This window comes from Citrobacter sp. Igbk 14, assembly GCF_028069825.1.
Taxonomy (GTDB): Bacteria; Pseudomonadota; Gammaproteobacteria; order Enterobacterales; family Enterobacteriaceae; genus Citrobacter.
Genome location: NZ_JANEWM010000008.1, coordinates 32,335 through 52,740 on the forward strand (window position 1 = coordinate 32,335; position 20,406 = coordinate 52,740).

Annotated in this window: 15 protein-coding genes and 2 pseudogenes; 10 read left to right on the plus strand and 7 right to left on the minus strand. The window is 53.8% G+C overall.

Annotated elements, in window-relative coordinates:
* The first annotated feature begins 245 nt into the window (after nt 1-245).
* The 6 genes and pseudogenes from purL (at nt 246) to glnB (ending at nt 8,763) form a co-directional block, all read left to right on the plus strand.
* A complete protein-coding gene (gene purL / locus NNN64_RS04940) occupies nt 246-4,133 on the plus strand; it encodes a phosphoribosylformylglycinamidine synthase (protein ID WP_271440671.1) in 3,888 nt (1,295 codons plus the stop codon).
* A 137-nt stretch (nt 4,134-4,270) separates the two neighbouring features.
* Nucleotides 4,271-4,570: pseudogene (locus NNN64_RS23315) on the plus strand (hypothetical protein); the annotation flags it as partial.
* Nucleotides 4,571-4,857: 287 nt separating this feature from the next.
* Entirely contained in the window at nt 4,858-6,288 is a 1,431-nt protein-coding gene (gene qseE / locus NNN64_RS04945; protein ID WP_271440708.1) for a two component system sensor histidine kinase QseE/GlrK, read from the plus strand.
* Nucleotides 6,289-6,310: 22 nt separating this feature from the next.
* Nucleotides 6,311-7,030, plus strand: a complete 720-nt coding sequence (gene qseG / locus NNN64_RS04950) for a two-component system QseEF-associated lipoprotein QseG (RefSeq protein ID WP_271440709.1) — start codon at nt 6,311-6,313, stop codon at nt 7,028-7,030.
* Nucleotides 7,030-8,364, plus strand: a complete 1,335-nt coding sequence (glrR, locus tag NNN64_RS04955; RefSeq protein WP_305764056.1) for a two-component system response regulator GlrR — start codon at nt 7,030-7,032, stop codon at nt 8,362-8,364. The genes qseG and glrR overlap by 1 nt, the downstream gene beginning before the upstream one ends.
* 60 nt (nt 8,365-8,424) lie before the next feature.
* Nucleotides 8,425-8,763 carry a nitrogen regulatory protein P-II gene (glnB, locus tag NNN64_RS04960; RefSeq protein WP_002914032.1) on the plus strand — a complete coding sequence of 113 codons (339 nt, stop codon included), beginning with the start codon at nt 8,425-8,427 and terminating at the stop codon, nt 8,761-8,763.
* 101 nt (nt 8,764-8,864) lie between these two features.
* On the opposite strand, the gene hmpA is transcribed toward glnB, so the two are convergent.
* The gene (gene hmpA / locus NNN64_RS04965; protein ID WP_271440672.1) at nt 8,865-10,055 is read right to left on the minus strand and encodes an NO-inducible flavohemoprotein; all 1,191 of its coding nucleotides are present in this window, start codon (nt 10,053-10,055) and stop codon (nt 8,865-8,867) included.
* A 325-nt stretch (nt 10,056-10,380) separates the two neighbouring features.
* Between hmpA and glyA the strand changes: the two genes are divergently transcribed.
* On the plus strand, nt 10,381-11,634 hold the full coding sequence (glyA, locus tag NNN64_RS04970; RefSeq protein WP_003835277.1) for a serine hydroxymethyltransferase: 1,254 nt from the start codon (nt 10,381-10,383) through the stop codon (nt 11,632-11,634).
* 92 nt (nt 11,635-11,726) lie between these two features.
* Here glyA and hcaD read toward each other — a convergent pair whose 3' ends face one another.
* Genes hcaD through hcaE form a run of 5 tightly spaced genes read right to left on the minus strand, consistent with a single transcriptional unit; the run spans nt 11,727 to nt 15,944 of the window.
* Entirely contained in the window at nt 11,727-12,929 is a 1,203-nt protein-coding gene (hcaD, locus tag NNN64_RS04975) for a phenylpropionate dioxygenase ferredoxin reductase subunit (protein WP_271440673.1), read from the minus strand.
* Nucleotides 12,930-12,938: 9 nt separating this feature from the next.
* Nucleotides 12,939-13,751, minus strand: coding sequence for a 3-phenylpropionate-dihydrodiol/cinnamic acid-dihydrodiol dehydrogenase (gene hcaB, locus NNN64_RS04980; RefSeq protein WP_271440674.1), 813 nt, complete (start codon nt 13,749-13,751; stop codon nt 12,939-12,941).
* The gene (gene hcaC / locus NNN64_RS04985; RefSeq protein WP_202038039.1) at nt 13,751-14,068 is read right to left on the minus strand and encodes a 3-phenylpropionate/cinnamic acid dioxygenase ferredoxin subunit; all 318 of its coding nucleotides are present in this window, start codon (nt 14,066-14,068) and stop codon (nt 13,751-13,753) included. The genes hcaB and hcaC overlap by 1 nt, the downstream gene beginning before the upstream one ends.
* Nucleotides 14,068-14,586, minus strand: coding sequence for a 3-phenylpropionate/cinnamic acid dioxygenase subunit beta (hcaF, locus tag NNN64_RS04990; protein ID WP_271440675.1), 519 nt, complete (start codon nt 14,584-14,586; stop codon nt 14,068-14,070). Before hcaF ends, hcaC begins: the two co-directional genes overlap by 1 nt.
* Entirely contained in the window at nt 14,583-15,944 is a 1,362-nt protein-coding gene (hcaE, locus tag NNN64_RS04995; RefSeq protein WP_271440676.1) for a 3-phenylpropionate/cinnamic acid dioxygenase subunit alpha, read from the minus strand. Before hcaE ends, hcaF begins: the two co-directional genes overlap by 4 nt.
* A 135-nt stretch (nt 15,945-16,079) precedes the next feature.
* On the opposite strand from hcaE, the gene hcaR reads away from it, so the two are divergent.
* The 3 genes and pseudogenes from hcaR to NNN64_RS05010 all read left to right on the plus strand — a co-directional run bounded on the left by hcaR (nt 16,080) and on the right by NNN64_RS05010 (nt 18,507).
* A complete protein-coding gene (gene hcaR / locus NNN64_RS05000; RefSeq protein WP_271440677.1) occupies nt 16,080-16,973 on the plus strand; it encodes a DNA-binding transcriptional regulator HcaR in 894 nt (297 codons plus the stop codon).
* A 57-nt stretch (nt 16,974-17,030) separates the two neighbouring features.
* A pseudogene (locus tag NNN64_RS05005) lies at nt 17,031-17,270 on the plus strand (aldose 1-epimerase); the annotation flags it as partial.
* Nucleotides 17,271-17,358: 88 nt separating this feature from the next.
* Nucleotides 17,359-18,507: a 3-phenylpropionate MFS transporter gene (locus tag NNN64_RS05010; protein ID WP_271440678.1), complete on the plus strand. Its 1,149-nt coding sequence runs from the start codon at nt 17,359-17,361 to the stop codon at nt 18,505-18,507.
* Here the strand turns inward: NNN64_RS05010 and csiE are convergent.
* Nucleotides 18,502-19,779 carry a stationary phase inducible protein CsiE gene (csiE, locus tag NNN64_RS05015; protein ID WP_271440679.1) on the minus strand — a complete coding sequence of 426 codons (1,278 nt, stop codon included), beginning with the start codon at nt 19,777-19,779 and terminating at the stop codon, nt 18,502-18,504. The genes NNN64_RS05010 and csiE overlap by 6 nt on opposite strands.
* Between the last annotated feature and the right edge of the window lie 627 nt (nt 19,780-20,406).

Sequence of the window (20,406 nt, forward strand, 5' to 3'; positions counted from 1 at the left end):
CTGAACCGTACGTTGTCTCTGCGTGCTGTTGTATTGATTAAGAAGTGAATTAGTCATTAATGAGCGGCATTTTGCTTAAACTTGCGTCAGTTGGCAACTTATTCAGAAAACAGACCGCATTTGATGATAAGACAAGGTCGTGATTTTATTTCGACGCAAACGGTTTCGTCGGCGCGGTAGATTCTTTATAATGACGCCCGTTTCCCCCACTTGGGCACACCGAAAGCTTAGAAGACGAGAGACTTATGATGGAAATTCTGCGTGGTTCACCTGCACTGTCTGCATTCCGTATTAACAAACTGCTGGCACGTTTTCAGGCTGCCAACCTCCAGGTCCACAATATTTACGCCGAGTACGTCCATTTTGCCGATCTGAATGCACCATTGAATGAGGACGAGCGCGCGCAACTTGCACGTCTGCTGAAATATGGTCCTGCTCTTCACAGTCATGCCCCTGAAGGCAAACTGCTGCTGGTCACGCCTCGCCCGGGTACCATCTCCCCGTGGTCTTCTAAAGCGACTGATATTGCCCATAACTGCGGCCTGCAACAGATTAGCCGCCTGGAACGTGGCATTGCCTGGTATGTTGAGGCCTCCACGCTGACTGCTGAGCAGTGGCTGACGGTTGCCAATATTCTGCATGACCGCATGATGGAAACGGTTTTCTCTGCGCTGAGCGATGCTGAAAAACTGTTTGTTCATCACCAGCCTGCGCCGGTTTCCAGCGTTGACCTGCTGGGTGAAGGACGCCAGGCGTTGATTGACGCTAACCTGCGTTTGGGTCTTGCGCTGGCAGAGGATGAAATCGACTATCTGCAAGATGCGTTCACTAAGCTGGGACGCAACCCGAACGACATCGAACTGTACATGTTTGCACAGGCCAACTCCGAGCACTGCCGTCATAAAATTTTTAATGCCGACTGGGTGATCGACGGTAAGCAGCAGCCGAAATCGCTGTTCAAGATGATCAAAAACACCTTTGAAACCACGCCGGATCACGTCCTGTCTGCCTATAAAGATAACGCAGCGGTGATGGAAGGTTCTGAAGTGGGTCGCTACTTTGCTGACCACCAGACCGGTCGCTACGATTTCCATCAGGAGCCTGCTCATATCCTGATGAAGGTTGAAACCCATAACCACCCGACGGCAATCTCGCCGTGGCCAGGTGCCGCAACGGGCTCTGGCGGTGAAATTCGCGATGAAGGCGCAACCGGGCGCGGTGCGAAACCGAAAGCTGGACTGGTGGGTTTCTCCGTTTCCAACCTGCGTATCCCGGGCTTTGAACAGCCGTGGGAAGAAGATTTTGGCAAGCCGGACCGTATTGTCACCGCACTGGATATTATGACCGAAGGTCCACTGGGTGGTGCTGCGTTTAACAACGAATTTGGTCGTCCTGCGCTGACGGGCTACTTCCGCACCTATGAAGAGAAAGTGAACAGCCATAACGGTGAAGAGCTGCGCGGTTACCACAAACCGATCATGCTGGCGGGTGGGATCGGCAATATCCGTGAAGATCACGTGCAGAAAGGCGAGATCGTCGTCGGCGCGAAGCTGATCGTCCTCGGCGGTCCGGCGATGAACATCGGCCTGGGCGGTGGTGCGGCATCATCTATGGCTTCCGGCCAGTCTGATGCCGATCTTGATTTCGCTTCTGTACAGCGCGACAACCCGGAAATGGAGCGTCGCTGCCAGGAAGTTATCGACCGTTGCTGGCAGATGGGGGACGCTAACCCGATCCTGTTCATCCACGATGTTGGTGCGGGTGGCCTGTCTAATGCCATGCCGGAGCTGGTCAGCGACGGCGGACGCGGCGGCAAATTCCAGTTGCGCGATATCCTGAGTGATGAACCGGGTATGAGCCCGCTGGAAATCTGGTGTAACGAATCTCAGGAGCGCTATGTGCTGGCGGTGGCCGCCGATCAACTGCCGCTGTTTGATGAATTGTGTAAGCGCGAGCGTGCCCCCTATGCGGTGATTGGTGAAGCCACCGAAGAACAACACCTGACGTTGAGCGATAGCCACTTCGACAACCAGCCGATTGACATGCCGCTGGACGTTCTGCTGGGTAAAACGCCGAAAATGACCCGCGACGTACAAACGCTGAAAGCCAAAGGCGAGCTGCTGACACGTGAGCATATTACGATTGCTGACGCGGTAAACCGTGTGCTGCACCTGCCGACTGTCGCCGAAAAAACCTTCCTCGTTACCATCGGCGACCGTACTGTCACCGGGATGGTGGCGCGTGACCAAATGGTTGGTCCGTGGCAGATTCCGGTAGCGAACTGTGCGGTCACTACCGCCAGTCTGGATAGCTACTATGGCGAAGCGATGTCTATCGGTGAACGCGCACCTGTCGCGCTGCTGGACTTTTCCGCCTCTGCGCGTCTGGCCGTCGGTGAAGCGCTAACCAATATTGCGGCCACGCAGATTGGCGATATCAAACGTATCAAATTGTCAGCAAACTGGATGGCGGCTGCTGGCCATCCCGGTGAAGATGCCGGGCTGTACGAAGCGGTAAAAGCTGTCGGGGAAGAGTTATGTCCGGCGCTTGGCCTGACTATCCCGGTGGGTAAAGACTCCATGTCGATGAAAACCCGCTGGCAGGAAGGTAACGAGCAGCGTGAAATGACCTCCCCGCTGTCACTGGTGATCACTGCCTTTGCTCGCGTGGAAGACGTGCGCCATACAATCACGCCGCAACTGTCTACTGAAGACAATGCGCTGTTGCTGATTGATCTTGGCCTTGGTCACAATGCGCTGGGTGCGACATCGCTGGCACAGGTATACCGTCAACTGGGCGACAAACCTGCCGATGTGCGCGATGTAACGCAGTTGAAAGGCTTCTACGACGCCATTCAGGCGTTGGTCGCACAACGTAAGCTGCTGGCTTACCATGACCGCTCCGACGGCGGTCTGCTGGTTACGCTGGCAGAAATGGCCTTTACCGGTCACTGCGGCGTTGAAGCAGATATCGGTACTCTGGGCGATGATCATCTGGCGGCGCTGTTTAATGAAGAGCTGGGGGCTGTCATTCAGATTCGCGCTGCTGACCGTGACGCGGTAGAAGCAATTCTGGCGGCGAACGGTCTGGCTGATTGCGTACATTATCTCGGTCAGGCGGTAGCCGGCGATCGTTTCACCCTGACCGCTCAAGGTCAGCCGGTGTTTAGCGAAAGCCGTACTACCCTGCGTATGTGGTGGGCGGAAACAACCTGGCAGATGCAGCGTCTGCGCGACAACCCGGAATGTGCCGATCAGGAACACAATGCTAAAACCAACGATGCCGATCCTGGCCTCAATGTTAAACTGTCATTTGATATCAACGAAGATATTGCGGCTCCGTATATCGCTACCGGTGCGCGTCCAAAAGTTGCCGTGCTACGCGAACAGGGCGTTAACTCCCACGTAGAAATGGCGGCAGCTTTCCACCGTGCGGGTTTTGACGCTATCGACGTGCATATGAGCGATCTGCTGGGCGGTCGTATTGGTCTGGGTAACTTCCAGGCGCTGGTGGCCTGTGGTGGCTTCTCTTACGGTGATGTGCTTGGGGCAGGGGAAGGTTGGGCGAAGTCGATTCTGTTCAACAATCGGGTACGTGATGAGTTCGAAACCTTCTTCCATCGCCCGCAAACGCTGGCACTCGGCGTGTGTAACGGTTGTCAGATGATGTCTAACCTGCGCGAGCTGATCCCTGGAAGCGACCTGTGGCCGCGCTTTGTGCGTAACCACTCCGATCGCTTTGAAGCGCGTTTCAGCCTGGTCGAAGTGACACAAAGCCCGTCTCTGCTGCTGCAGGGTATGGTGGGGTCACAGATGCCAATCGCGGTTTCTCACGGCGAAGGTCGCGTAGAAGTGCGTGACGATGCGCATTTGGCTGGGCTGGAGAGCAAAGGGCTGGTGGCGCTACGCTACGTTGATAACTTCGGTAAGGTGACCGAAACCTATCCGGCTAACCCGAACGGTTCTCCAAACGGTATCACTGCTGTTACCACTGAAAATGGTCGCGTAACGATTATGATGCCACACCCGGAACGTGTATTCCGTACCGTGAGCAACTCCTGGCACCCGGAAAACTGGGGCGAGGACAGCCCGTGGATGCGCATCTTCCGTAATGCGCGTAAACAGCTCGGTTAATCTGGTCGAACATCATGAAGCCCCTCTCGAGGGGCTTTTTTGTCGCCAGGATACAGAGCGCCTGATGGCGCTGCGCTTATCAGGCCTACGGGGAAGAGCGCTTGTAGGCCGGATAAGGCACTTACGCCGCCATCCGGCTGCCTGATGGCACTGCGCTTATCAGGCCTACGGGGAAGGGCGCTTGTAGGCCGGATAAGGCGTTTACGCCGCCATCCGGCAATAAACTCAGCGCTTATGCCGAAAAATTAAAGTGTCGGGAAATCCCGACATTGTCAGGGTTGGCCTGTCGCCAAAAAGAGACACTTAATAATTTGATCTATAATGATTTTATTTTTAAGTGCAGCGAGTGTTGCTTATTAGCGACAGAGTGCACAAAAAACACTCAATCCTTATTTTTACACAATTATTCATATTTCTTATATTTATCATTGTGTTAATAAAGTGTTTTGAATATTGGCACAGATGCTGCATAATATTAACCAGTGGCTCATTCACCTTCTTATGTCAGCCCCTTCGGGACGTGCTACATAAACTTCGAATGACGCACAACAAGGTGCCTGCCGTCCAACATCTGATATTAGCGAAGCTCATATCTACCTTCGGGCGAAACGTCGAGTTAGGCACCGCCTTATTCCATAACAAAGCCGGGTTAATCCCGGCTTTGTTGTATCTGACGTTCCCCTCAGTTAGCATCGTCTTATTCCCGTCCATTGAGAGTAACGCCTTGAAGCGCTGGTCTGTTTTCCCTCGATCCTTACGTCAGCTGGTGACGCTGGCATTTTTGCTGATCCTGCTCCCTTTGCTCGTACTGGCCTGGCAAGCGTGGCAGAGTCTGAACGCCCTGAGCGCTCAGGCGGCGCTGACTAACAGAACCACGCTCATTGATGCCCGACGCAGCGAGGCGATGACCAATGCCGCGCTGGAGATGGAGCGTAGCTACCGACAGTATTGTGTGCTGGATGATCCGACGCTGGCAAAGGTTTACCAGAGCCAGCGTAAGCGTTATAGCGACATGCTGGACGCGCATGCGGGCGTGTTGCCGGACAATAAGCTCTACCAGGCGTTACGGCAGGATCTCAACGATCTCGCCCAACTGCAGTGTAATAACAGCGGTCCTGACAGCCAGGCGGCAGCCCGTCTGGAAGCCTTCGCTAATGCGAATACCGACATGGTGCAGGCCACCCGTACCGTGGTCTTCTCGCGCGGTCAGCAGTTACAACAAGAAATTGCCGAACGTGGTCAGTTCTTTGGCTGGCAGGCGCTGGTACTGTTTCTCGTTAGTCTGGCGATGGTACTGCTGTTTACCCGTATGATTATCGGCCCGGTGAAGGGTATTGAACGGATGATTAATCGTCTGGGGGAAGGTCGCTCACTGGGCGATAGCGTATTGTTTACAGGCCCCCGGGAACTGCGTTCCGTTGGCCAGCGCATAATCTGGTTGAGCGAGCGCCTTTCCTGGCTTGAGTCACAGCGACATCAGTTTTTACGCCATCTCTCACATGAACTGAAAACGCCGCTGGCAAGTATGCGTGAAGGCACGGAGTTGCTGGCCGATCAGGTAGTTGGACCGCTCACTCCCGAGCAAAAAGAGGTGGTCGGTATTCTGGATGACAGTAGCCGTAATCTACAAAAGCTGATTGAGCAATTGCTTGATTACAACCGCAAGCTGGCGGATGACGAAGTAGAACTTGAGCGCGTAGAAATCGCGCCGTTGGTGGAAAGTGTTGTTTCAGCACATAGCCTGCCCGCTCGCGCCAAAATGATACATACTGATGTTGCGCTGGCGGCGAACGCTTGTCTGGCCGAGCCCATGCTGTTAATGAGCGTGCTGGACAATCTTTATTCCAATGCGGTGCACTATGGCGCTGAATCCGGTAACATTTGGATCCGCAGCAGTTTGCATGGCTCGACGGTATACATTGATGTCATAAATACCGGCACACCGATTCCAGAAGCAGAACAGGCGATGATCTTCGAACCTTTTTTCCAGGGTAGCCATCAGCGAAAAGGGGCAGTCAAAGGAAGCGGGTTGGGACTGAGCATCGCCAGAGACTGTATCCGCCGTATGCGGGGAAAACTGTATCTGGTTGATGAGCATGCGCAAAGCGTTTGTTTCCGCATAGAACTGCCGCTATCTGCATCGAAAAACCACTAAAATGAACCTAAGTCTGGTGAGTATGCCACACGTTGTTGCCCGAATGCTTAAACGAGATTTTATTCGCCGCGTCTTACTCGCAAGTCTGCCATGCCTGGCGCTGGTCGGCTGCGTTCCCAACGCGGTGAATCACATTATCGGCGATCCTTCGCAGGAGAAAATCCCGCCGCATCAACTCGCTGATTACCTTGCCACCGAATGTACGGATATCTGGTCGCTATCGGGCCAGTCCACAGATACCAACCCGCTCTACTGGCTGCGAACCATGGATTGTGCCGATCGCCTGATGCCTGTTCAGGCACGCAGTGAAGCCAGTACCCAACTCACGGATACCTGGCAGGGTGCTTTTAAGCGTGGGATCCTGCTTGATGGCGCCCACATTACACCGCCTGAAAGGCGTGAAATAATGACCCGTCTGGATGCGCTAAGCCCGCAAATTCCGGCCCAGGTCCGTCCGCTTTATCAGGTCTGGCGCAGTAGTCAAACGCTGCAGTTACAGCTTGCAGAAGAACGTATGCGCTACAGTAAACTTCAGCAGTCATCTGACAGCGATCTTGATGCGCTGCGCCAACAGCAACAGAATTTGCAGAGCCAGCTCGATCTCACCACCCGTAAGCTGGAAAACCTGACCGATATTGAACGACAACTGTCCACCCGTAAACCTGCCGGCAGCTACAATCCCGATGCGTTGCACGGTACTGATAAGCTCACGACGCCTGATGATGGGGAGGTCACGCCATGATAAGCCGCAAGCCCGCGCATCTGCTGCTCGTCGATGACGATCCGGGGCTGTTGAAATTGCTCGGTATGCGGCTGACCAGTGAAGGTTACAGCGTCGTAACTGCAGAAAGTGGGCAGGAAGGATTACGGGTACTGAATCGTGAAAAAGTGGATCTGGTGATTAGCGACCTGCGCATGGATGAAATGGACGGCATGCAGCTGTTCACTGAAATCCAGAAAGTGCAGCCGGGGATGCCGGTCATTATCCTGACTGCGCACGGCTCTATTCCCGATGCTGTCGCGGCAACGCAGCAGGGCGTTTTCAGCTTTCTCACCAAGCCGGTCGATAAAGACGCGCTATACAAAGCGATTGACGGTGCGCTGGAACAGTCCGCGCCTGCTACTGATGATAGCTGGCGCGAATCAATTGTTACCCGTAGCCCGTTAATGCTGCGTTTGTTAGAACAGGCGCGGATGGTCGCGCAATCGGATGTCAGCGTATTGATCAACGGGCAGAGCGGCACCGGGAAAGAGGTGTTTGCCCAGGCGATTCACAACGCCAGTCCGCGCAGCCACAAGCCCTTTATCGCCATAAACTGTGGGGCGTTGCCGGAACAACTGCTGGAATCAGAGCTTTTTGGTCATGCGCGCGGTGCCTTTACCGGAGCGGTGAGTAATCGTGAAGGTTTGTTTCAGGCAGCAGAAGGCGGGACGTTATTTCTCGACGAAATAGGCGATATGCCCGCGCCGTTACAGGTTAAATTGCTGCGCGTATTGCAGGAGCGTAAAGTTCGTCCGCTCGGTAGCAATCGTGATATCGACATTGATGTGCGGATTGTTTCTGCAACGCACCGCGACCTGCCCAAAGCCATGGCGCGGGGCGAATTTCGTGAGGATCTCTATTACCGTCTCAACGTGGTAAGTCTGAAGATCCCGGCGCTGGCCGAGCGTACAGAAGATATACCACTGCTGGCAAACCATCTGCTGCGTCAGTCAGCCGAACGGCACAAACCGTTTGTCCGTGCTTTTTCGACTGATGCGATGAAACGTTTAATGACCGCCAGTTGGCCGGGCAACGTGCGTCAGTTGGTCAACGTGATTGAACAGTGCGTGGCGTTAACCTCTTCGCCGGTGATCAGTGACGCGCTGGTAGAGCAGGCACTGGAAGGTGAAAATACGGCGCTGCCAACCTTTGTTGAAGCGCGCAATCAGTTTGAGCTCAACTACTTGCGTAAGCTACTGCAAATCACCAAAGGCAATGTTACCCATGCTGCACGAATGGCGGGACGCAATCGCACAGAATTCTACAAGTTGCTCTCTCGTCATGAACTTGATGCAAACGATTTCAAAGAATAAATCTGCGGATTATGTTAGCTTTATTTGATCAAAAGACAGGCGACCTTTTCAAGGAATAGCATGAAAAAAATTGATGCGATTATTAAACCCTTCAAGCTGGACGATGTCCGCGAAGCGCTGGCAGAAGTCGGCATTACCGGTATGACAGTGACAGAAGTGAAGGGATTTGGCCGTCAGAAAGGCCACACCGAGTTGTACCGTGGCGCGGAATATATGGTGGATTTTCTGCCGAAGGTAAAAATTGAAATCGTGGTGACCGACGATATTGTCGATACCTGTGTCGACACGATTATTCGTACTGCCCAGACCGGCAAAATCGGCGACGGTAAGATTTTTGTCTTCGATGTGGCGCGTGTTATTCGTATCCGTACTGGCGAAGAAGACGACGCGGCAATCTAAGCCGCGCCGTTAATTTGTAGGCCTGATAAGCGTAGTGCATCAGGCAGCGTGATTGCCGGATGACGGCGTATACGCCTTATCCGGCCTACTCACTGACTTAATTACAAGACTTTATGTGGGCCGAAGCATTCGTAATGAATGTTTTCGTTTTTCACACCCAGACCGACCAGTTGCTTTGCAGCAAATTGCATAAAGCCAACCGGGCCGCACAGGTAGAACTGCATCGCCGGGTCACTGATAGCGCCTTCCAGTTTATTCAGATCCATCAGCCCAACACTGTCAAACGTACCTTTCGCACGATCGGCTTCGGTTGGCTCACGATACCAGGTGTGTGCGCTAAAGCGTGGCAGCGTTTTGCCTAGTTCATTCACTTCATCGGCAAAGGCATGCACGTCGCCGTTTTCAGCCGCGTGGAACCAGTTAACCTGCGCGGTATGATTCGCTTTTGCCAGCGTGTCCAGCATGGCCAGCATTGGGGTCTGACCGACGCCTGCGGAAATCAGAGACACAGGAGTATCGGTGGCGACATCCATAAAGAAATCGCCAGCAGGTGCAGCTAAATGAACAACGTCACCCACATTTGCGTGGTTGTGCAACCAGGTTGAGACCTGACCACCTTCTTCACGCTTAACGGCAATACGGTAGCCTTTGCCGTTCGGTTTACGAGTCAGTGAGTACTGACGAATCTCCTGATGTGGGAAGCCTTCTGGCTTCAGCCAAACGCCCAGATACTGCCCCGGATGGTATTCTGCGACCGCACCGCCGTCGACCGGTTCAAACTCAAAGCTGGTGATTAACGCGCTACGCGGGGTTTTGGCCACGATGCGGAAAGGACGGGTGCCTTCCCAGCCGCCATTTTTGCTGGCATTTTCGCTGTAGATTTGCGCCTCACGGTTGATAAAGACGTTAGCCAGCACCCCATACGCTTTGCCCCACGCATCCAGCACTTCCTGGCCTGGGCTGAACATTTCATCCAGCGTTGCCAACAGATGACCACCCACGATGTTGTACTGCTCGGGTTTAATCTGGAAGCTGGTATGCTTCTGGGCGATTTTCTCGACCGCTGGCAGTAGCGCTGGCAGGTTTTCGATATTGCTGGCATACGCGGCAATGGCGTTAAACAACGCTTCGCGCTGATCGCCATTACGCTGGTTACTCATGTTGAAAATTTCTTTCAGCTCTGGGTTATGCGTAAACATGCGATCGTAGAAATGAGCGGTCAGTTTCGGACCTGTTTCAACCAGCAAGGGAATGGTGGCTTTCACTGTAGCGATGGTTTGTGCGTCAAGCATACGGTCTTCCTTTATCTGAGACTTTAATGATGTATGTCAAATACATCTTATAAAAAATACCCCTGCATTGTAAATGGTTCTTTGTAACTTTGCGTTGTAAAGGTTACAACGTGAAAAATCTGCATCACAAACCTGAAAAGAAATCCGTTGAAATTCAGCAGAGCTTTGTTCCAAAAAGCCTTGTGTACCGCGAAGGTAATCGTTTGCGTAAAATCCTTTGTCAAGACCTGTTATCGAAGAATGATTCGGTTATACTGTTGGCCGAAGTCCTAGGGACAACCTTTTTAGGCCGAAATTCTATTGTTAGCTGAGTCAGGAGATGCGGATGTTAAAGCGTGAAATGAACATTGCCGATTATGATGCCGAACTGTGGCAGGCTATGGAGCAGGAAAAAGTACGTCAGGAAGAGCACATCGAACTGATCGCCTCCGAAAACTACACCAGCCCGCGCGTGATGCAGGCACAGGGTTCTCAGCTGACCAACAAATACGCTGAAGGTTATCCGGGCAAGCGCTATTACGGCGGTTGCGAATACGTTGATATCGTTGAGCAACTGGCGATCGACCGCGCGAAAGAGCTGTTTGGCGCTGATTACGCTAACGTCCAACCGCACTCAGGTTCTCAGGCTAACTTCGCTGTTTATACCGCACTGCTGCAACCGGGTGATACCGTTCTGGGTATGAACCTGGCACAAGGCGGCCACCTGACTCACGGCTCCCCGGTAAACTTCTCCGGCAAACTGTACAACATCATCCCTTACGGTATTGATGAGTCCGGTAAAATTGACTATGAAGATATGGCTAAGCAGGCCAAAGAGCACAAACCGAAGATGATCATCGGTGGCTTCTCTGCTTATTCCGGTGTGGTTGACTGGGCAAAAATGCGCGAAATCGCTGATAGCATCGGCGCATACCTGTTCGTTGACATGGCGCACGTTGCGGGTCTGATTGCCGCAGGCGTTTACCCGAACCCGGTTCCACACGCACACGTTGTGACCACCACCACCCACAAAACCCTGGCGGGTCCACGTGGCGGCCTGATCCTGGCGAAAGGCGGTGACGAAGAGCTGTACAAAAAACTGAACTCCGCGGTGTTCCCAAGCGCGCAGGGCGGCCCGCTGATGCATGTTATCGCGGCAAAAGCGGTAGCGCTGAAAGAAGCGATGGAGCCAGAGTTCAAAGTTTACCAGCAGCAGGTTGCTAAAAACGCCAAAGCGATGGTGGAAGTGTTCCTGAACCGTGGTTACAAAGTGGTTTCTGGCGGTACTGAAAACCACCTGTTCCTGCTGGATCTGGTTGATAAAAACCTGACTGGTAAAGAAGCTGACGCCGCGCTGGGCCGTGCTAACATCACCGTTAACAAAAACAGCGTGCCGAACGATCCGAAGAGCCCGTTTGTGACTTCTGGTATCCGCATTGGTTCTCCGGCTGTGACTCGTCGTGGCTTTAAAGAAGCAGAAGTGAAAGAACTGGCTGGCTGGATGTGTGACGTTCTGGACAACATCAATGACGAAGCTGTTATTGAGCGTGTGAAAGGTAAAGTGCTGGATATCTGTGCACGCTTCCCGGTTTACGCGTAAGTAATACGGATTGCCGGATGGCGGTGTAAACACCTTATCCGGCCTACATACGAGTGATTTGTAGGCCGGATAAACGCAGCATCCTCCAGCCGTTATATCGACTTAAGCACGATTGCTTCATCGACTAAAGCCGCCATTGGCGGCTTTTTCCTGGCCTGAATCCATTTCCTCAATAAACGTATTTCTCGTCCCTGATTCAACGTTACTGCGCCGACTATCACGCCATCCTGCAGGTTAAACCATATCGCTTTCTGCGCATCAGCATCACCGCGCACAAGCCAGCTATCTCCCTGCATTTCGCCAATAAACTGCAAATTATCCTGGTATTGGTCAGTCCAGAACCAGCCAGATGTCTTCTCCGGCAACGGTAAATTGAGCATTGCGGCAGCGGCAATTTGTGCCTGGATATTGGCATTTTCCCAGCTTTCGACACGCGCCAACGAACCGTCGGGCTGACACGTCAGTGCCACGTCGCCGGCAGCAAAAATCGCCGGATCGGAGGTGGTACAAGCGGTATCAACGATAATGCCGTTCGCCGTCTCCAGTCCTGCATCGCGGGCCAGTGCGTCATTCGCCACGATACCAATTCCGTAGATCACCGCATCGGCAGTGACGCTTTCACCATTTTGCAGCGTCAGGGTAAGTAACTCACCGCTTTCGACGTGCTCGATGGTGCTGTTGAGCCGTACCTGCACACCCGCCTGTTGGTGGCGTGCTAGCAGATAGTCACGCACTGGGGCAGGCGCATTGCGGCCCATCACCGTTGGAGCCTGCTCCACTACCGTTACCCGGCAGCCGCGCTGGGTCGCACTGGCCGCCAGTTCCAGACCAATGGTGCCCGCCCCGATAATCACAATCGATTTACCGGGGAGTAATGCATCTCGCAGACGAGTCGCGTCGTCTGCGTGGCGCAGGGTAAAGCAGCGATCGCCCAGTTTATCCAGCAGTGGAAGAGGGCGGGCAGCCGCTCCCGTGGCAATCAGTAGCTGATCCCACGGATAAACCTGGCCGTCAGCCAGCTCGAGCTGATGTGTCTGGCGACCAAGCGTCTGGATAGTCACGTTCAGATGCAGATGAACATTATTTTCCTGCCACCAGGCCGCGTTGAGTACCGGCTGTAGCTGTGGGGTGTCGTCCAGTAGCATGGCTTTGGACAATGGAGGGCGTTCGTACGGCAGATGCGGCTCATTGGAGAACAGATGTATCTCGCCGTCAAACCCTTGCTGGCGCAGTGCTACCGCCGCCATCGCTGCGGCCTGTCCACCGCCGACGATAGCAATAATTTTGTTGTGCATAACGCCTCCTCAGAGATCCAGTCCGGCGGCAACGTGGCGAATACCGCGAATACCCAGACCAGCATCGGCATTGATCATCACGCCGCTCAACGTACGGTTATTGCGCTTTGATGCCAGCATCACGTATGGACCGGTAAAATCTGCCGGATCAGGGAAAAACTGCAGCGGCAGGATAGCGGCGATTTTTTCCGGCGTCAGTGATTGCATAATTGATGTATCGTTCTGACCCAACGCCTGCGGGCCGCGTAGGTCGGTTGCCATACCGCACGGCCCTACGCCGTTGACACGAACTTTCGGTGCTAATTCGTAGGCTAACTGACGAATGAGTCCGGTTGCGGCGTGCTTGCTTGCGGTATACAACGGGCCGCCGCCGCCGGGATACCATGCGGCATTGGAAAGGGTAAAAATGATACTGCCTTCGCTGGCAATAAGTGCCGGTGCGCAGGCTTTCGCACCCAGCAGATAGCCCAGCACGTTAACGTTGAACAACTCATGAAAGCCGCTTTCCAGCGCCTCGGCGGAGGTACTGATCAGCGAAGCATTATGATCCCAAATCCCGGCATTACCGATAAAGCAGTCCAGCTTGCCGAACGTCGTGAGGATCTGATCCACCGCCCGCTGATAGTCGGCATAACAGGTGACATTCCCTTCTACCGCCAGCACGTGTTCGCCAAAGTGCTGGCGCAAGCTGGCGACCTTGGCTGTCGACAGTTCCAGCGTGGCAACTTTTGCACCTTCTTCGATAAAGCGTTCGACCAGAGCCAGACCGAGGCCAGAACCACCGCCAGTAATAAAGATGATGTTGTCGCGTAAATCGCTCATCAGGCCCCTCCGGGAATATCAACAAACACATCACTACCTTCCACATACACGGCATAGGTAGTCAGCGGATCGGTGGCGGGCAGGCATAGCGCTTTGCCGGTTTTCAGACAAAAACTGGCCGCATGCAGCGGGCATTCCACGGTGGCATCGTCTTCCAGATAACCTTCCGACATCGAGGCATTGCCGTGGCTGCAGCGATCGTTAATGGCATAAAACTCGCCGCCGACGTTAAACAGCGCGATGACGGGCGACGTGTCGAGCCGGAGAGCTTCACCCTCCGGCAAATCCCCTACGGGGCAGGCATAAATACGGCTCATCAGAACAGTACACTCAGGTTATGGGAGGTGATCACCGCCTGATCCAGCACGATCTCACGCTCCAGTAAACGCCACTCATCACCCGGCAGACGGCGTACTTTGTCTACGCGCATGCCAACGTAAAAGGTTTCATCTCGCTCTTTTTGCGCGCGGTACAGCAGGTAGTTAAGGCGCACCGCGAACACGTCGGGTTGGCCCGTTTCGCTGATCTGCAGGTTGCTGATCAGATGACGAGTGCGCGATGGCGGCTCTTCCGCCCAGGCCATACCGGTTTCGAGGCGGGCGATCCGGCGCTCAAGCTGATCTTTGTTGTCATTGAAAATCCACGTCGTCGGCGGCTGCACGCCTTTGCGACGATCGCGGGTCTGGGCATTGACTGTGGTACGCATGGTGTAGCGAATGTCGTCGTCCAGTTGTGCCAGCCAGTCGCGAAACTTCCAGTCATCCAGCAGGCTGGCCTCATGGTAGAGAAACTGCGCAATGCGATGATGAAGCTCCAGGGAGACTAAGGTACTCATTTCATCACCTCCTGCTGGTAAGCGGCGGTTTTCTCATGCACTTCCTGCCAGCTTTCGCTACTGAGCAGATCGGCCCAACGCTGGTACATGCCGCGGGCGGCGGTTTCTGAGAAGATGTAGTTGGTGATCCCCGGAATACCGTCTTCACGGCGTTTTTCCTGGCCCAATCCCATCTCCAGACACAGTTTGGTATTGCGCGCCCGGTGGCCTTTCAGCAGCTTTTGAATTTCACACCAGTTTTCTGAATCATCCTGCTCAAGGAACCCAGCCGGGCCGAAGGCACGGGTAGCGCTGTTTTCAAATGCCGCTTTGACGTCATCTGAAGCGGCCTTATCGGTAATACAAAATGCCCACACTTCTACCTGATCGGGTCCACGTGGATGCCAGACACGCAGCGTGGCAGTACCGTTTAGCCATGACAGCGTTGGGAAGATATTGTTATGGCCCGCCAGTCGCAGAGCGCGAACTTTGCCCAGCCGCTGTTCGGCCTCTGCATAGGTATCGCGATAGTAGCTGGAGACTTCACCGTCGACCCAGACGTTGGCATCGGGTTTCTCGGTAAAGAAAAATCCGCTGCCGTGACCGTCCTGACCGAATTGCAGCGCATCTTTGGCGGTTTCCCACACCGGACGGGCGGTTTGTCCGTCCCCCAGGCGTTTATCACTGCCGTCATCTTTCGCGCCCAGTACCTGAACGGCAGATGCATGGCTAAACAGGGCGTGATATTGGTCGCTGGCAAACTGCTCGGCGGGGAATTTCCAGTTACAGTCAATAGTCCACTTTTGTACACCACCGACGATTTCAGTGCCGCCTTCGCGGCGATCCAGCACGCCGTCCAGATACCAGGCGATGTCGCCGAGATAATCGCGCAGGTTCGGCGCGGTGGTATCCCAGTTACCGAAAATCAGCCCTTTGTAGCTTTCGACGCATGGCACTTCGTTCAGCCCCCAGTGGGATTTGCACAACCCTTGTGGGTAGGCGCGCGGCTCCAGCGGGACATCGATGAGCTCGCCGTTAATACCGTATGACCAGCCGTGATATGGGCAGGTAAAGGCACGGGTGTTACCGCAGTCGGCGTAACTGACCCGCATTGCGCGGTGGCGGCATTGGTTGAGAAAGGCTTTGATGCTGCCGTCTTTCTGACGCACCACCACGACCGCATCCTCGCCCATGTAGGTGTTAAAAAAGTCACCCGGTTTTGGAATTTGGCTTTCGTGCGCGAGGAATAACCAGCAGCGTCCGAAGATCCGTTCCAGCTCCAGTTGGTAAATTTCAGGGTCGGTATAAATCCGTGGCGTTACGCGACCGTTTTGGGTATCAATCAGTTGGTAGATGTCTAAATTTGAGGGTGTGGTCATATTTTTTAATCCTGAAAGCTAAGATGTATTGACCTTCTTTTTTTGTGCCATAAGGATGTTGCTGGTTAGTTATCAATCTGTGAAATAGTAAATTTCTACCAGTTGAGACATTTTTTCGATAACAAGGAGAAGGGCATGGAACTGAGGCACTTACGCTATTTTGTCGCGGTGGCTCAGGCGCTGAATTTCACCCGTGCGGCAGAAAAGCTGCATACCTCTCAGCCGTCGTTGAGCAGCCAGATCCGCGATCTGGAGGCCTGTGTGGGTGTTCCGTTGCTGGTACGCGATAAGCGAAAAGTGGCTCTGACAGCGGCGGGAGAGTGCTTTTTACAGGATGCGCTGGCTATCCTCGAACAGGCGGAGAGCGCGAAAATTCGCGCCCGTAAAACGGTGCAGGAAGATAAGCATTTTACAATTGGTTTTGTTCCTTCAGCAGAGGTAAATCTGCTGCCTAAGGTGCTGCCTTTGTTTCGTTTAAAACAACCGGATACACACATTGAATTGGTGAGTCTGATAACTACGGAACAGGAAGAGAAGATCCTGCGTGGGGAGCTGGATGTGGGCTTAATGCGCCATCCGGTTTACAGCCCGGAACTGGACTATCTGGAACTTTTCCATGAGCCGCTGGTGGTGGTGCTACCGGCTAACCATCCGTTAGCCAGTGAAAAGGCAATATCGGCACAGCAACTGAACGGTGTAAATTTTGTCAGCACCGATCCTGCTTATTCCGGTGCGTTAGCGATGATTGTCAAAAACTGGTTCCAGCAGCAAAAAAGCCAGCCCAATATTGTACAGATGGCTACCAATATTCTGGTGACCATGAACCTGGTCGGTATGGGACTGGGGGTAACTTTGATACCCGGTTATATGAATAATTTTAATACCGGTCAGGTGGTTTTCCGGCCAATTGTCGGCGATATCCCGACCATTTCACTGCTGATGGCGTGGAAAAAGGGGACGATAAAACCCGCGCTTGCTGATTTTATCGCCACGGTACAGGGACGTTTAGAGGTGAGTCTGACGGAGTAATCGTTACTGTTCGCTCAGTTGTGATTCCACATACAGATAGCCAATCCCCATCAGCGGCTCAACGTTGGCTATTCGGGCTGGAGTGGGCGGGCCGTCATTCAACGCGATGTGATAAAGGTCACGATTTTAGCGCAAACTCCATGGTTGATGCTGTTCAGAATGTCGGGTGAGTCGTTCTTGTGTCTTGAGCCGCAGACGCATCCGGTAAAAGCCCACCACATGCAGGGACAGCCGGGATTGCAGGTTCTGGCTCAGGGGGAACGTTGCCATTTTTCGCTGCAAATTTGTATCGAATAGGGCGAAAATCATGTTATTTGTCTGTTAATGCTCTCTTGCGCCAGCCTGCGTTTGTCGCCAGACTATCGCCTCCAAACGGGAGGGATTCATGGCTCTGCATTCCACGCGCTGGCTGGCGCTCAGTTATTTCACCTATTTCTTTAGCTACGGTATTTTTCTGCCTTTCTGGAGCGTCTGGCTCGAAGGGTTGGGGCTGACGCCGGAAACCATTGGTGTGCTGCTGGGCGCTGGGCTGATTGCTCGTTTTCTGGGGAGTTTGCTGATTGCGCCGCGCGTGAGTGATCCCTCTCGCCTGATCTCTGCTTTGCGTATCCTGGCGCTCCTGACGCTGGTCTTTGCGCTGGCTTTCTGGGCGGGCACTAACGTGGCGTGGCTGATGGTGGTGATGGTCGGTTTTAACCTGTTTTTCTCACCGCTGGTGCCGCTGACCGACGCGCTGGCCAACACCTGGCAAAAACAAATAACCATGGATTATGGTCGGGTGCGCCTGTGGGGGTCCGTGGCATTTGTCATCGGCTCCGCGCTAACCGGTAAACTGGTGAGCCTGTTTGATTACCGGATGATCCTTGTACTGTTGTCGCTTGGGGTCGCGTCGATGCTGCTGGGGATGATGATCCGCCCGAGCGTTCAGCCTGCGGGGGAAAACCGTCAGCAGGAGAGTGCGGGATGGCCGGCCTGGCGCACGTTGATAGCCCAAAGCTGGCGTTTTCTCGCCTGCGTAAGCCTGCTGCAAGGGGCTCATGCGGCCTATTACGGTTTTAGCGCCCTCTACTGGCAGTCGGCTGGATATTCTGCCTCGGCGGTAGGGTACTTATGGTCGCTCGGCGTGGTGGCGGAAGTGATTATTTTTGCGCTCAGCCACAAGCTATTCCGCCGCTTTAGCGCTCGCGATCTGCTGCTGCTCTCTGCCGTTTGCGGCGTGGTGCGTTGGGGATTGATGGGCTGGAGTACCGAACTGCCGTGGCTGATTGTGGTGCAGATCCTGCATTGCGGCACATTTACCGTCTGTCACCTGGCGGCGATGCGCTATATCGCGACGCGACAGGGCAGCGAAGTCATTCGTTTGCAGGCGGTTTATTCCGCGGTGGCGATGGGGGGGAGTATCGCCATCATGACCGTGTTCGCCGGCTACCTGTATCAAAATCTGGGCAGTGGCGTATTCTGGGTGATGGCGCTGGTGGCGCTTCCCGCGATTGTCCTGCGACCAAAAGTGGTGGCGCAACCAGCGGCATCATGATTCGAGGATTTTGCGGATCTGCTGCTGCTGATGTTGCGTAAGCGCCAGGTCCGCATGAATCAACGGTGGTGAAAACAGCGGTAGCGGCGTGGTGTACGGTGTAATAATCAGCGCCACACCACGCGGTGAACCTTCTTTTTGAAAGTCCTGCATTGGCATATGCTTTACATTGAGCGGCAGCAGCGTCAGTTCCCGCAGCTGTTGCTCTATATGTGCCTCACGTTGTTCGTTATTGCCGGTCAGCAGGATTATCTGCTTCTCGTGTAAATCCTTTTCCTGCATCAGCCAGGCGCCGAAAATGACGGCCACCAGCCCGGTCTCTTCCTCGGAAAAACGCACATCGTATTCCTCTTCGAATCCGTGTAACGCTTCACGCGTGGTGCGTACTAACCGGGGATACAGCCGACTGAACTCTTCCGGCAGGGTGTTATCAATACCAATGGCGAACAGACTGCGGTTCAGTGCTTGAGCCAGATGTACATACAGTTGGTCATTTAGCCCCTGTTCATCGCTGAAGCGGACGTTGCCATATTCACGAAAACGCAGCACTAACCGGGCAATCTCAAGGCGCAGACGACGATCCTGTTGGTGGTTATCACGAATCGGGTCGGGGATGCGGATCATCGAAAACAGCAGCGCCATAAACAGCGATTCCCCCAGCGGCGCACTCTGCATAACGTGCCGTTGCCAGTGGCGGCCTATTTCCTCAGCGAGTGGGTATTCGGCACAAGCTTGCGCCCAGCGTTGTTGCAGAGGATTAAACTCCGGGGTGATCCCTGCGTGATGCTGTAGCAGGCAGTACTGTAAATAAAGCCGCAGGAACTGGATATCACGGCACTCAAACGGCTTCTGCAAGCGTCGGGAACACAGGTTGATCAGCGCATGCAGATTGGTGTCGTCATACAGCGTTCGCGCAATACCACGTTGCTTAAGTTCCATTTTTAACGCCGGGGTAAACTGCTGGGCAATAAATGTTGGACAAATCCGCAGGCCACGGCGCAGCCACTGTAACAGGCACAGACGCTGATTGAGCGGGGTTCCTTCTATTGCATAATGTCCATTCTGAGCGGTGGTAATGGCGAGTCGGTGATAGCGCTGGATTTCGAGTCCGGCACCGATAATATCTTCCCGAACCGTGGCATCATCGACCCCGTTCAGCGTGCTGAAAGTCTGCGCAGTGGCAACTTGCCCTGGCAGGAAAAGCGTCAGAAGCACCTGACAACGGCGCTGGGGAGCGGATAGTACAGATGGCGGAGCAAGCGTTGACATCATCTGTAGGATCTCCCGTAAGTATGTTTGATAAGAATAGCTAAAGTTTGCTTATTGAAATGGAGAATGGAATGCTTTCCGCCAGGAATGCTGGAGAGCGTCACAGAATTTTTAACGTGCGGAACAGATAGCGGTAGTTGAACGCAGCGCGTTAATCCGCTTTTTCACTGTTTTATCTTTTGTTTAGATATATAAAAATCGGCAGATTGCGCAATGACGCCCTGTTAACGCTTCGGCATTAACATATGTTGGCTGAGCATATGAATATGCTTTCTCAGAGAAAGGGTTCCGTTCACCTCATGTTCATCGCTTTTCTGTACACTGAACGCCAGTGAACGTGTTAAGGGTGCTATCGCCGCACCCTTAACAATCCCGGCTCCAGGCGGGAAAATTGCCGCTCCGCGGTTCCCTCCGCTTATTCCTCCAGGCTACCGGGCCGGGCGCGATGTAACGTCCCTGTAGAGCGCGCCCTGAGCCAGCATCCATGCTGGCTCTCCCGGCCTTACGGAAACACGTCGGCAATTTTCAGCCGGACCAGCCCCGCCTGACCATCTGTATTTTTATTTGAACATGTTTGAACAGCAAAAAGGATATAGCTGAAAGTCATAGCGCTGAGGTGAACGGAACCCT

Coding starts and splice junctions, on each gene's coding strand:
- hcaE (WP_271440676.1), bottom strand. CDS start 15,944: ATGACCACACCCTCAAATTTAGACATCTACCAACTGATTGATACCCAA.
- purL (WP_271440671.1), top strand. CDS start 246: ATGATGGAAATTCTGCGTGGTTCACCTGCACTGTCTGCATTCCGTATT.
- glnB (WP_002914032.1), top strand. CDS start 8,425: ATGAAAAAAATTGATGCGATTATTAAACCCTTCAAGCTGGACGATGTC.
- NNN64_RS05010 (WP_271440678.1), top strand. CDS start 17,359: ATGGCTCTGCATTCCACGCGCTGGCTGGCGCTCAGTTATTTCACCTAT.
- hcaD (WP_271440673.1), bottom strand. CDS start 12,929: ATGCACAACAAAATTATTGCTATCGTCGGCGGTGGACAGGCCGCAGCG.
- hmpA (WP_271440672.1), bottom strand. CDS start 10,055: ATGCTTGACGCACAAACCATCGCTACAGTGAAAGCCACCATTCCCTTG.
- hcaR (WP_271440677.1), top strand. CDS start 16,080: ATGGAACTGAGGCACTTACGCTATTTTGTCGCGGTGGCTCAGGCGCTG.
- glyA (WP_003835277.1), top strand. CDS start 10,381: ATGTTAAAGCGTGAAATGAACATTGCCGATTATGATGCCGAACTGTGG.
- hcaC (WP_202038039.1), bottom strand. CDS start 14,068: ATGAGCCGTATTTATGCCTGCCCCGTAGGGGATTTGCCGGAGGGTGAA.
- hcaB (WP_271440674.1), bottom strand. CDS start 13,751: ATGAGCGATTTACGCGACAACATCATCTTTATTACTGGCGGTGGTTCT.
- csiE (WP_271440679.1), bottom strand. CDS start 19,779: ATGATGTCAACGCTTGCTCCGCCATCTGTACTATCCGCTCCCCAGCGC.
- hcaF (WP_271440675.1), bottom strand. CDS start 14,586: ATGAGTACCTTAGTCTCCCTGGAGCTTCATCATCGCATTGCGCAGTTT.
- qseG (WP_271440709.1), top strand. CDS start 6,311: ATGCCACACGTTGTTGCCCGAATGCTTAAACGAGATTTTATTCGCCGC.